At 67.5% G+C, this 12,154-nt stretch carries 12 protein-coding genes; 3 read left to right on the plus strand and 9 right to left on the minus strand.

The window, feature by feature from the left end:
- The first annotated feature begins 102 nt into the window (after nucleotides 1-102).
- The gene (locus tag AC3RCC_RS20695) at nucleotides 103-1,584 is read left to right on the plus strand and encodes a protein adenylyltransferase SelO (RefSeq protein ID WP_492256449.1); all 1,482 of its coding nucleotides are present in this window, start codon (nucleotides 103-105) and stop codon (nucleotides 1,582-1,584) included.
- A gap of 107 nt (nucleotides 1,585-1,691) precedes the next feature.
- Here AC3RCC_RS20695 and AC3RCC_RS20700 read toward each other — a convergent pair whose 3' ends face one another.
- From AC3RCC_RS20700 to AC3RCC_RS20725, 6 genes are read right to left on the minus strand one after another with little or no spacing between them, the layout of a single operon-like run.
- Nucleotides 1,692-2,168: a hypothetical protein gene (locus AC3RCC_RS20700; protein ID WP_492256450.1), complete on the minus strand. Its 477-nt coding sequence runs from the start codon at nucleotides 2,166-2,168 to the stop codon at nucleotides 1,692-1,694.
- Nucleotides 2,169-2,173: 5 nt separating this feature from the next.
- Nucleotides 2,174-2,782: an ABC-type transport auxiliary lipoprotein family protein gene (locus AC3RCC_RS20705; protein WP_492256451.1), complete on the minus strand. Its 609-nt coding sequence runs from the start codon at nucleotides 2,780-2,782 to the stop codon at nucleotides 2,174-2,176.
- 4 nt (nucleotides 2,783-2,786) lie between these two features.
- Nucleotides 2,787-3,920: an MlaD family protein gene (locus AC3RCC_RS20710; protein ID WP_291634121.1), complete on the minus strand. Its 1,134-nt coding sequence runs from the start codon at nucleotides 3,918-3,920 to the stop codon at nucleotides 2,787-2,789.
- Between the two features lie 9 nt (nucleotides 3,921-3,929).
- Nucleotides 3,930-4,742, minus strand: a complete 813-nt coding sequence (locus tag AC3RCC_RS20715) for an ABC transporter ATP-binding protein (protein ID WP_492256452.1) — start codon at nucleotides 4,740-4,742, stop codon at nucleotides 3,930-3,932.
- A gap of 35 nt (nucleotides 4,743-4,777) precedes the next feature.
- Nucleotides 4,778-5,923: an MlaE family lipid ABC transporter permease subunit gene (locus tag AC3RCC_RS20720; RefSeq protein WP_492256453.1), complete on the minus strand. Its 1,146-nt coding sequence runs from the start codon at nucleotides 5,921-5,923 to the stop codon at nucleotides 4,778-4,780.
- 6 nt (nucleotides 5,924-5,929) lie between these two features.
- Nucleotides 5,930-7,081, minus strand: coding sequence for an MFS transporter (locus tag AC3RCC_RS20725; RefSeq protein WP_492256454.1), 1,152 nt, complete (start codon nucleotides 7,079-7,081; stop codon nucleotides 5,930-5,932).
- On the opposite strand from AC3RCC_RS20725, the gene AC3RCC_RS20730 reads away from it, so the two are divergent.
- Nucleotides 7,076-8,137, plus strand: a complete 1,062-nt coding sequence (locus tag AC3RCC_RS20730; RefSeq protein WP_492256455.1) for a hypothetical protein — start codon at nucleotides 7,076-7,078, stop codon at nucleotides 8,135-8,137. The two genes, AC3RCC_RS20725 and AC3RCC_RS20730, sit on opposite strands and share 6 nt — an antisense overlap.
- 18 nt (nucleotides 8,138-8,155) lie before the next feature.
- On the opposite strand, the gene AC3RCC_RS20735 is transcribed toward AC3RCC_RS20730, so the two are convergent.
- The 3 genes from AC3RCC_RS20735 to AC3RCC_RS20745 form a co-directional block, all read right to left on the minus strand.
- Nucleotides 8,156-9,040 carry an ABC transporter permease gene (locus AC3RCC_RS20735; protein ID WP_291634110.1) on the minus strand — a complete coding sequence of 295 codons (885 nt, stop codon included), beginning with the start codon at nucleotides 9,038-9,040 and terminating at the stop codon, nucleotides 8,156-8,158.
- On the minus strand, nucleotides 9,037-9,852 hold the full coding sequence (locus AC3RCC_RS20740; RefSeq protein ID WP_291634108.1) for an ABC transporter ATP-binding protein: 816 nt from the start codon (nucleotides 9,850-9,852) through the stop codon (nucleotides 9,037-9,039). Before AC3RCC_RS20740 ends, AC3RCC_RS20735 begins: the two co-directional genes overlap by 4 nt.
- A gap of 164 nt (nucleotides 9,853-10,016) precedes the next feature.
- A complete protein-coding gene (locus AC3RCC_RS20745) occupies nucleotides 10,017-11,045 on the minus strand; it encodes an ABC transporter substrate-binding protein (RefSeq protein WP_291634106.1) in 1,029 nt (342 codons plus the stop codon).
- A 285-nt stretch (nucleotides 11,046-11,330) separates the two neighbouring features.
- Here AC3RCC_RS20745 and AC3RCC_RS20750 point away from each other — a divergent pair, with 285 nt between their 5' ends.
- The gene (locus AC3RCC_RS20750) at nucleotides 11,331-12,128 is read left to right on the plus strand and encodes a creatininase family protein (RefSeq protein ID WP_291634104.1); all 798 of its coding nucleotides are present in this window, start codon (nucleotides 11,331-11,333) and stop codon (nucleotides 12,126-12,128) included.
- The last annotated feature ends 26 nt before the right edge of the window (nucleotides 12,129-12,154 follow it).

Genomic DNA, 12,154 nt, shown 5'->3' on the forward strand with positions numbered 1-12,154 from the left:
GAGGCCGCCCGCAAGGCGGCCTTTTTCTTGTCGGCGGCGGGCGCTGGCAGCGCGCGGGCGCCATCCCTTTGCGAAGCCGACAGCCCGGACTATCTACGAGCAATGAGCAGGATCGCTTTCGACAACTCCTATGCGCGGCTTCCCCCACGCTTTTTCGCGTCGGTCGAGCCGACGGCAGTCAGCGCGCCACGCCTCATCAAGCTCAACGAGACGCTGGCAACGGAGCTCGGCCTCGATCCCGCCTGGCTGAGCAGCCCACAGGGCGTTGCGATGCTGGCTGGCAACAGCCTCGTCGAGGGGGCGATGCCGATCGCGACCGCCTATGCCGGACACCAGTTCGGTGGCTTCAACCCGCAACTCGGCGACGGCCGCGCCATCCTGCTCGGCGAGGTGGTCGACCGCGCGGGCCGCCGTCGCGACATCCAGCTCAAGGGCGCGGGCCCGACCCCGTTCTCGCGCCGGGGAGACGGCCGGGCCGCACTCGGGCCGGTTCTGCGCGAATACATCGTCGGCGAGGCGATGGCGGCACTCGGCATTCCGACGACGCGGGCGCTCGCGGCAGTGCGGACGGGGGATTGGGTCAGACGGGAGCGTCCCCTGCCCGGCGCCATCCTGACGCGCGTCGCCGCCAGCCATATCAGGATCGGCACCTTCCAGTTCTTCGCGGCGCGCGGCGATGTCGAGGGCCTGCGCGTGCTCGCAGACCACGCGATCGCCCGGCACTATCCGGATTGCGCCGGCAGCGAGGCGCCCTATCTCCGTCTGCTCGAGGCCGTCATCGCGGCGCAGGCCGCGCTCGTCGGGCAATGGCTGCTGATCGGCTTCATCCACGGCGTCATGAACACCGACAACATGTCGATCGCCGGCGAGACCATCGATTACGGGCCGTGCGCCTTCATGGACAGCTATGATGCCGGCACGGTGTTCAGCTCGATCGACGAGCATGGCCGCTACGCCTATGGCAACCAGTCGGCGATCGCGCGCTGGAACCTGACCCGCCTCGCCGAGGCGCTGCTGCCCCTGCTGGCCGAGGATGTCGATCGGGCGATTCCGATCGCGCAGGCGGCGCTCGACTGCTTCGAGCCCCTGTTCCAGAGCGGGCTCGTCGCCGGCTTCCGCCGCAAGCTCGGCCTCGCCACGGAAGAGCCCGAGGACATCGAGCTGATCAGGACGCTGCTGGAAACGATGCAGCGCGGCAAGGCCGACTTCACCCTGACCTTCCGACGGCTTGGCCAGGACAGCACCTCTCCCGCCGATGGCGAGGCCTGCCGCGACCTGTTCGAGAACCCCGCCGAATTCGATGGCTGGGAAAGCCGCTGGCGCCAGCGGCTGCAGAAGGAGGCGCTCGCGGCCGAGGCCGAGGCGCGTCGGGCGGCGATGCGCTCCGTCAACCCGCTCTTCATCCCGCGCAACCACCGTATCGAAGCGGTGATCCAGGCAGCCGAGGAACGGGACGACCTCGCCCCCTTCGAGGAACTGCTTTCCGTGCTGGCGAAGCCCTATGAGGAGCAGCCGGGGCGCGAGAGCTATGCTTTGCCGCCAGCCGTCCATGAGCGCGTTCTGGCGACTTTCTGCGGCACCTAGAGAATTTCCGCGATCGCGGGTCGTGGAAATGCTCTATCTCCTTGTTGTTCAATCGTCTTTTTCGGTTTGTGGCCTTTTCCTCACACGAACCGATACCCGCTTCGCGCTCAATCTCGCGGCAGGAGGTCGGCGCGCCGCAGGTCCTTGGCCCGCCCGAAGCTCTCGACGATCGCGCGCAGCTCCTCGCGTTCGGGAACAGGGAGCGCGACGCCGCCGACCCGGACGACCTGCCGCGTCGCGGGAACGATCTCGCGCCAGGCATCTCCGGAGCGGACCGCGAAGCCGGCCATGAACTCGACGGGAAGCGGAGCACCGCCCCAGGAGAGATAGACCTCGGAGCGGAACCGGGGATGCGGCGCGGGAGCACGCAGTTCAAGACCGAGCTGGCGCGCGACGCGCCTCGCATCCGCGACGCTGGCCAGGATATCGACGTCGGCGACGTCGCTCACGCGCCCGCCATGCAAGGCGATGGCTGCGCTGGCGATGACCCACCACGGCTCCCGTGCGACGGCCATGATGCCGGCGGCGGCGGCGAGCGTCTCGTGCAGGGCCTCGGGCAAGACGACAGGTGCCGCCCCACGCATCGGTGTCAGCCGCGGCCGGCCCAGCGCACGATCTCGATCAGCACCTGCGACAGCGCCTTGTCGAGCGCATGGGCCGCGGCAGCCCCGTCGGCCGTGCCGGCCGGCACCCGCGCCGAGAACAGCTTGGCCCGCTGGATCTTGCCGGTGCGGTCGCCGACCAGCTTGGCGGTGATCTCGACCACGGCCTGGCCGCTCGCGGCATCGATGTTGAAGCTGCGGATGTCGGTGTTGAGCTGGACGTCGGGCACCATGCGCTCGCCCGGCCGGCTGACCGCAGCGATCCGGCTGCCGTTCTCGAAGGTCTGGATCAGCCGGGTCTGGACCAGGCGCGGCACGCGGTCGGCCCATTGCGCGCTGCCGAGGAAGGAGAGCGCGCCGGCCGAATCCCTGACGATCAGCCGATCGGAATCGAGTGCCAGCACCGTCGTCGGCTCGGCGACGACGAGGGCGGCCTGAGAGCCTCCGACCCGGCCGAAATCGCGTGGGGCCGAGAGGTCGAAGGTCGTCGGTGTCGGGCCACCACCGCAGCCGGTCAGCAGCAAGGCGATCGCGATCGCGCCGGAGGCGGCACGCGCGCGAACGGAAAGCGACGAAAGCGGGCTGGGCATCAGCATCGAACTAGCGCGATCCACCGTATTGGGGAAGCGGCGGGCGGCCGCCGAAGATGAACTGCTGGGGATTACGCTCGAAGCTGCGCAAAGTTCGATTCACATCGGCCAAAGTCCGCTTGCCGTCGGCGGCCAGCGATTCGAGATCGCGCAGGCCGGGACCGGTGAAGCGGTTGATCCCGGTGGTGATCTCCGCCGTCCGCTTATCGAGATTGTCGGCGAGGACGCGAATCGACTTCGCGGCATTGCCAACCTCGGCGAGGGCGCCCTGCCCGTCTTCCGCATTCAGGAAGGACTGCGCCGCCTTCAGCACGCCCTCGACCTGATCGGCGGCGCGGTTGAGCTTCTCGGTGATCGAGGCGACGTCGCTGACCACCTTCGAGACGTCGTTGCTGGAGCCGCCGAGCGCCGCGGTGAACTTGTCGATATTGCCGATGATGTTGGAGATCTTCTGCTCGTCGACCGAGCGGACGACCAAGGTCAGCTCCTCGCTGAGCACGCCGAGCTTCTGGGTCAGCGGCGAGATCGTCTCGGCGATCTGCCCGAAGCTCGCCATCAGCTTGTCGATGCCGTCCGCATTGTTGCCGAGCGCGGCCGAGAACCTCTCGACATTGCGGACGGTCGCGGTGATCGAACCGGCGTTTTCCTTGATCAGGCCGTCGAGGCTGCCGAGCACCTCGTCCGCCTTCTGCGCGACATTGCGCACGGATTCGATGATGTCCTGGAACTCCGAGCGGTCGGCGTAGATCGTCGGCAGCGCCTCGCCCTGCTTCGCCTGGAGGACCGGCGCGTCCTGCTGGCCACCGATCAATTGCAGCGCGACCACGCCGGCCAAGCCCTGCGCCTCGATGCGGGCGCGCGTGTCTATCCGCAGCGGAGTCGTGTTCTCGACCTCGATCACCCCGTAGATGCGACTGGGATCGTCAGGCTGGAGCCCGATCTGCTTGACCTCGCCGACGCGCAGGCCGTTGAAGAGCACGCTCGAGCCGCGCGCCAGCCCGGTCACCGACCCCGTGAAGATCACCCGGACGTCCTGCTTGCGGCCGGAGCCGCCGCTGCCGAACCAATAGACGAAGCCGAACATCGCCGCGATCACCGCGAGCGTGAAAAGACCGACCAGAGCATAGTTGGCGCGAGACTCCATGTTGCTCCGTCAGGTCCTCATACTGTCTTGCGGCAATCGGGCCCGGGCCCGCTCGCCGCCGAAATAGGCTTTCAGCCAGGGATGGTCGCAGGCCAGCATGTCAGCGAGCGAACCGACCGCGATGACACGCTTATCCGCCAGGGCGGCTATTCTGTCGCACGCAACGAAGAGACTGTCCAAATCATGCGTTACCATGAACACGGTCAGTCCCAAAGTCTGCTTCAGCGTCATGATCAGTTCGTCGAAATCGGCGGCGCCGATCGGGTCGAGCCCGGATGTCGGCTCGTCGAGGAAGACGATCTCGGGGTCGAGGGCGAGCGCGCGGGCGAGTGCGGCCCGTTTGATCATGCCGCCGGAGAGCTCCGAGGGCGTCTTGTCGGCGGCGTCCGGCGGCAGGCCGACCATCTCGATCTTGAGCATGGCGAGCTCGCCGAGCAGCTTCGGCGAAAGCTTGAGATATTCCCGCATCGGCAGCTGGATGTTCTGCTTGACGCTCAGTGCCGAGAACAGCGCACCATGCTGGAACATCACGCCGAAGCGCCGCTCGAGCGTCCGGCGGCCACGTGCGTCGAGCCGGTCGACATCCTCGCCGAAGACCTCGATCGTCCCGCGCTGCTTGCCGACGAGACCGAGAATGGTGCGCGTCAGCACCGATTTGCCCTGCCCGGAACCGCCGACAAAGCCGAGAATCTCGCCGCGCATCACCTCGAGGTTCAAGCCATCCATGATGACCTTCTCGCCGAACGCGACCTTCAGATTGCGCACGCGAATGACGGCCTCGCCGGCGCCGGCAGAGGCAGGCTCCCTCGCGGCCATCGGCATTGCCAGATCCCCCTGCTCCGCCATCGCCCTGCCCTTCAGAAACTGATCGAGGCGAAGAACATGGCGAAGAGCCCGTCGACGACGATGACCATGAAGATCGCCTTCACCACCGAGGCCGTGACCTGGCGCCCGAGCGATTCGGCCGAGCCCTTCACGGCGAGCCCTTCGATCGAGGCGATCAGGCCGATGACGAAGGCCATGAACGGCGCCTTGATGAGGCCGACAGCGAAATGCTGCCAGGTGATCACCGATTTCAGCCTGGCGAGGAAGGTATCGGGGCCGATGCCGCCATAGAGCCAGGCGACGAGCCCGGCACCGACCAGCCCCGCCATCGCGGAGATGAAGGTCAGGATCGGCAGCGAGATCATCAGCGCCAGGATGCGCGGCACGACCAGGACCTCGATCGGCTCGAGCCCCATCACCCGCAGCGCGTCGATCTCCTCGCGCATCTTCATCGAGCCGATCTCGGCGGTGAAGGCCGAGCCGGAGCGCCCGGCGACCATGATCGAGGTCAGGAGCACGGCAAGCTCGCGCAGGATCAGGATGCCGGTCAGGTTGACCACGAAGGCCGCGGCGCCGAACTGCTGCAGCTGGAAGATGCCCTGCTGCGCGACGATACAGCCGACCAGGAACGAGATCAGGATGATGATCGGCGCGCCGCTGAAGGCGATCAGCTCGATCTGGTTGATCAGGGACGGGCCGCGAAACTTGCGCGGTCCGAACAACGCCCCGCCGCAGGCGATCATCACCTCGCCGAGAAAAACGGCGCCTCCGACCAGGTCACGGCCGAAATTGGTGATGGCCTTGCCGACATTGACGAGGACGGTGACGAGCCCGATCGGCTTACCCGGCGGCTTGTAGTCGGAGGAGCGCGGAGCGACCTCGCCGAGCAACACGCCGTGCTCGGGGCGGCGGCTGGCGAGCTCGACCTTGGCGCCACTGGTCTCGCCGACATCCTTGAGGCGGGCGAGGAGGTAGGCGCCGAGCGTATCGAGGCGGGAAATAGCCGAGAGATCGAGCCGCGCCTGCCGGACCGCTGCAACGCGCTCGCCGATCTCCGCGGTGAGCGCCTCCAGACGCGGGGCGCGATCGGCGCTCCAATTGCCGGTGAGCGCGACAGCCAGGACTCCGCCCTCATCGCGATAGACCGCTTGCGGTTCAGCGTCGTCGACGGCGGTCATGAGGGTTTACCGGCCTCTTGCGATCGAATCTGTCGCCCCCCGGCCTGTATCGCCGCGCAACCCCGCAATGGCAAGCGCCGCGAGCCCGGCGCCGACCAGCGCGACCGGAACCATGGCCAGGAAGACGCCAGGGCCAAGAAGCCGGTAGAGATAGCCGGCGAGCACGGTCAGGGTTCCCATCGCCAGCGCGCCGACCGCCACGAGACGCCCTTGCGCCGCCGCCCGGCGCGCCTCCGGAGCCAAGGCCGAGACCGCGGCGAGCGCGCCCAGATGCGCGCAGGCGAAGCTGACGCCGTGCAGGAGCTGGAGCCCGATGGTGAAGGCGAAACCGGGGTCTAAGGCCATCAGACCAAAGCGGAGCGCTGCTGCCATGGCGGCGATGACGGTCCAGCGCAGTCCGCCGACGCCACGGGCGGCAATGCCACCGGCGAAGAGGAAGACGCCGATCTCGGCGACCACCGCGATGGCCCAGAGAAAGCCGATGCGCTCGTCGCTGAAGCCGAGACTGCGCCAGTGCAGCGAGCCGAAGGCATAGAGCGCGGCATGGGTGGCGTTGACGCAGGCCGCGGCCATGATGGCCAGCCAGAAACTGGTCGAGAAGCCGCGGATGGGCATATCCCGCCCGCTCGCCTCGGCCGCCGCCGCCGGGGGCGGCGGAGCCTGCAAGGCCGCCAGCGCCGCCATCAGGCTGCAGCCCGCGAGAACGAGCGGTATCGGCCAGGCACCATGGCGCGCCACGAGATAGCCTCCGGCGAGATTGCCGAGCACGAAGGTGACCGAGCCCCAGAGGCGGACCCGACCATAGTCGCGCAGGCGGCCGGCGCGGACCTGGGTCGTGGTCAGGATGTCGGCGAGCGGCACGACGCCCGAGAGCGCGACCGCGGCGAGCGTGGTCACGAGCGCGATCGGAACCAGCCCTTCGAGCCTCGACAGCGTGTAATAGGCCGCTGCGGCACAGGCGTTCAGCAGCGCCAGCAGCAGAACCGGGGGGATGCGCCGGTCGGCAAGGCCGGTGATCCACGACGCCGCCAGGACGCGCACCAGGATGGGAACGGCGAGGACATAGCCGATCTCGACATCGCTCAGCCCCTTCGCGCCGAGCCAGACCGGGAAGAACGGCAGATAGAAGCCGATGCCGACGAAGTTCAGCCCGTGCATCAGGGAGAGGCGCGCAGCAAGCCAGCGCCCGGAACCGAACCCGGAATATGGCGAGGAGGACATGGCCGTGGCAGCGATTTCTTAAAGAATCACCAGCAGATTGCCGGATGGCCATCTTCGATCGGCTCGACTCGATTTGACCAGCCCGTGGAGAGCAGCCTTGCCATGAGCGATGCGCGTTCGCTGACGCCTCTGAGCGAGGTGGACTATGAAGCCATCTCGGCCGCGGTCATGGAAACCGGGCGCGGCCGCTGGTTCCTCGCGGAATACGCCAAGCGCAACCGCCAGTCCGACACCGAAATGGTGCTCTCGGCCATTGGCCGGCTCGAACGGCTCCTGGTTGCCCCTTCTGCCGTGCTCGAAGCCAATCTCGGCTTTCCGGATGCGGCGCGCGCGATCGCGGAACTGCGCGAGGATCTCGAACGCGTCGGCAGCGCGGCCCCGTCGCGGCTGTCCGGCCGGATCCAGGAGGCCGCCTCCGGTATCATCGGCGCCGCCGAAGCCATTCAGGAAGCGGCCTGGACGCTGCGCGAGAGCGGCGCAGCCCCCGATATCTGCGACAAGCTCGACCGTCGCGCCGCCGAGATCCACGGCGCCACGGCGACCGTCGAAGCGGCGGCGGACCAGATCGAGAAGATGACCGCCACCGTCGCCATGCTCGATTCCAGCCTGCGCGCCCTGGTCGAGGGCACGGCCGTTCCGCTCGAGGCCACGCCAGCCGCCGTGATCGTGGAAATCCCGGAGCCGCGCCCCCCGCTGCAACTGCGCCAACCGCTCACCGATCCCGGCGATATCGACATCGTCGAAGTCGACACGCAAAGGCGCGCACCGCTGGCACAGGACGGGCCGCAGCCCGGCAGGCAGCGCCTACGCCGGTTGGCCGGCCGTTCCATGGTCGACGAGGACATCGTCTTCAGCGATATCGGCGCGCCCGCGGAGGCGTTTCCCGCCGTGCCGCCGAGCAGCTCGGCGCGCCTCGAGATCAGCTATTCCGAGGCGGATCTGCGGGCGATCGGCTCGCTGCCGGTCGAGGAAAGGCTGCGTTTCTTCGCCTGAGCCGACCGTTCCCATCTTTCAGTTCTCGCGCTTCAGTGCGCTCTCGTGCCAGCGCCGCAGCAGGAGATGCGAGATCCAGCTCGTCGCCAGGAAGATCGCGACGCCCGTCAGCGAGATCATGATCAGCGCCGCGAAGACCCGCGGGATCTTGAGCTGGTAGCCGGACTCCAGGATGCGATAGGCCAGCCCCGAAGCGCTGCCGCCGGTGCCGGCGACGAATTCGGCGACGACCGCGCCGATCAGCGCCAGCCCGCCCGAGATCTTCAACCCGGCGAGGAAATACGGCAGGGCCGCCGGCAGCTTGAGATAGCGCAGCGTCTGCCAGCGCGTGGCGCCATGCAGCTTGAAATAGTCGACGAGATTGTGGTCGGCCGAGTTCAGCCCGAGGATGGTGTTGGAGAGAATCGGGAAGAAGGCGACGATCCAGGCGCAGATCAAGAGCGAAAGATCGATATCGCCGGCCCAGATGATGATCAGCGGCGCGATCGCGACGATCGGCGTCACCTGCAGGATCACCGCATAGGGCAAGAGCGCCATTTCCAGCCATTTCGACTGGGTGAACAGCACGGCGAGCGTGACGCCGAAGAACACCGCCGCCGCCAGCGCCATGAAGGTGATGCGCAAGGTGATCCAGAGCGAGCCGGAAAGCGTCGCCCAGTCCTCGACCAGCGTCTGCCCGATCAGCAGCGGCCCGGGCAGGACATAGGACGGCACCTCGTTCCAGCGGACGAGAAACTCCCAGAGCCCGAGCGCCAGGGCGCCGATGCAGAGCGGCGCCAGCAGGCGCGGCCAGGCGCTGGCCGGCAGGCCGAAGAGATGCGGCTCCCGATCGAGGACCGGGCGGGCCTCGGCATCGGTGCCGTCATGGGCCGGGGAGGCTGTGGCTGTGGCGGGGGCGCTCATGAGCCGATGGCCTCCTTGAGCCGGCCGGAAGCGAGCCTGCAGAGGCTGGCATAGTCGGCGGAGGTACGGAACAGATCGTCGCGCGGATAAGGCGCGTCGACCGCGAAATCGGCCATGACCCGGCCGGGGCGCGCCGCCATCACGACGATGCGCTGCGAGAGGTAGACCGACTCGAATACCGAATGGGTGACGAACACCGCGGTGAAGCGCTCCTTCCACCAGAGCTGGAGCAAGTCGTCGTTCAGGCGGTGGCGGGTGATCTCGTCGAGCGCGGCGAAGGGCTCGTCCATCAGCAGGATCTTCGGCCGCATCACCAGCGCACGGGCGATCGAAACGCGCATCTTCATGCCGCCGGAGAGCTCGCGCGGATAGGAGTTCTCGAAGCCCTTGAGGCCGACCAGAGCCAGCATCTCGGCGGCACGCTCGGCCGCCTCGCGCCTGGGAACATGCTTGAGCTTGAGCGGCAGCATGACATTGGCCAGAGCGTTGGCCCAGGGCATCAGCGTCGGGTCCTGGAAGACGAAGCCGAGATCGGGCCGCGCGCCCGCTGCGCCGTCCTGTCCGGCGCCACGCCATTCGATCGCGCCCGTGCTGGGGCTGGCGAGGCCGGCGATCATGCGCAGCAAGGTCGACTTGCCGCAGCCGGAGGGGCCGAGCAGGCTGATGAACTCGCCGGCGCCGAGGTCGAGATCGACATCGCGCACGGCGAGCGTGCCGTTGGCGAACTGCTTCGAGACCCGGCGGACGCTGACCAGCGGGCTCGTGCCGCTCGCCGATGTCGCCGGGGATGTGCTCAGATAGGCCGTGTCCAAAGCCTGATGGTCCAATCGCTTAGGGCTTGTCTGGAATGGCGATAACCCGGATGGGCCGCGGCGCAAAGCGCGCTGCGGTCATTCCGGGCTACCCATCCCCAGGAGGGTTCCCCGCACATCCGCCGGCGATGGCCGATGGCGGCGGAACCGGGCGGTCGCGACGATCAGGCCTTGCCGACGCCCTTGTTGACGAATTCCAGGCTGTAGGCCTTGCGGAAATCGACGCCGGCCGGAATGACCCCGGCCTGCGTCATGCTGTTGTAGAAGCGCTCCCAGCGCGCATCGGTCATGGCACCGATGCCCAGAGTGAGCGCGTCGCCGGAGAGGACGATGCCGTTCTCGGTCATCGCCTTGAGGGCGTAGTCGAGCTTCTCCTGGTCGATATCCGGATTGTCCTTCAGGATCCGGGCATTGGCCGCGGCGATGCCCGGTCCGCCCTTCAGATACTCGGCCCAGCCCTCGAGCGAGGCGGTGACGAAGCGCTGGACCAGATCCTTCTTCTCGTCGACCATCTTCTTCGAGATGGTGATGGTGGTATTGTAGTTCTCGAAGCCGGCATCGGCGAGGAGATGCACCACCGGCTCGACCCCGGCCTTGCGGATGGCGAAGGGCTCGGAGGAGAGGAAACCCTGCTGTGAAAGCCGCTTATCCGCCAGGAAAGGCGCCATGTTGAAGGTGTACGGCCGCACCTGCTCGTCGCGATAGCCGAATTTCAGCTTGAGGAAGGGCCAGAAAGCGACCCGGCCCTGCGCGCCGATCAGGATCGGCTTGTCCTTCAGGGCCGCAAGCGAATCATTGCCCTGGCCGGGATGCGAGATCAGGACCTGCGGGTCCTTCTGGAAGATCGAGGCGATGCAGAGGAAGGGAATGCCTTCCTTGGCGAAATGCAGCGCTTCCAGCGAATTGCCCATGATCATGTCGACGCGGCCGCCGAGCAGGAGCTGGGTCGGGTTCTGCTGCGGGCCACCCGGGCGGATGTCGACGTCGAGGCCGTACTTCTTGTAGATGCCGTTGGCGGCGGCGAGGTAGAAGCCGCCATGCTCGCCCTGGGCGCGCCAATTGGTCTGGTAGCTGACCTTGTCGAGCGTCTGCGCGTTGACGCGCGCGCCGGGAACCGGGATCAGCACCGAAGCGGCCGAACCACCGAGCAGACCGAGCGCGGCGCGCCGATCGAGGCGATACTTCATCGTCATGTCTGAAATCCCTTCCGCAACTGATGGTGGCGGCTCGCGGTGGGCGATGCACGAGCGCTGGGCTGCGACCGGCGGAGAATGCCCCCGGCTCAGCCGGCGCACAAGCGCCAGTCAGCGGCTTCGGCAGCGCTTGTCCATGCATGGCGGCGCCCGATCCGGCGCGATCCACAGCTAAGCCTTCGCGCCCTGCCTCGCTGCCATGGCGCAAAGGCGGGTTCCAGCGCGGTCTTTGCAATGTAGAAGACAGCGACGGGACCTGACCCGGCCTAGCGAGGACCAGACGAGATGAGCGCGCGCTTCTGGGGCGATCTGAAGACCACCGATTTCCAGGGTCTCTCGCCCGAAACCACCCTTGCCGTACTGCCGCTGGCGGCGATCGAGCAGCATGGTCCGCATCTGCCCGTCTCGGTCGACACCACCGTGATGAACGCGATGCTGGCGCTGTCGATGCCGCAGGTCCCGGCCGGGCTCGACGTGCTCGTGCTGCCGACGCTGGCGATCTGCAAGTCGAACGAGCACCTGCACTCGCCGGGCACGCTCACCCTTTCCTGGGAAAGCGCGATCCGCAGCTGGATCGAGATCGGCGAGAGCGTGAAGCGCGCCGGGTTGCGCAAGCTCGTTCTCGTCACCTCGCATGGCGGCAATGTCGACCCGATGAAGGTCGTCGCCCGCGAACTGCGCGTCGCCCACGGCATGCTCGCGGTCTCGACCTCCTGGAGCAATTTCGGCCTGCCGCCGGGCCTGTTCGCGCCGCTGGACGCGCTGCACGGCATCCATGGCGGCGATGTCGAGACCGCGCTGATGCTGCATTTCCGGCCGGACCTCGTCGACATGAGCAAGGCCGGCCGCTTCGAGCCGCTGACGGTCGCCATGGCCGAGGACTACAAATGGCTGCGTCCGACCGGTGCGCACCCGTTCGCCTGGATGGCGCAGGACGTGAACCCCTCCGGCGCGGTCGGCGATGCCAGCCTCGCGACGGCCGAAAAGGGCAAGGCGACGGCCGAGTTCCAGGCGAAGGGCTTCGTGGAACTTCTGGCGGATGTCGCGAAATTCCCGCTGGAAAAGCTCTACAAGGCGGGGTGAACCCGTCTTTCCGGGACGCTGCGTAA

Source organism: Allobosea sp. GW823-FHT01F03 (assembly GCF_058798075.1).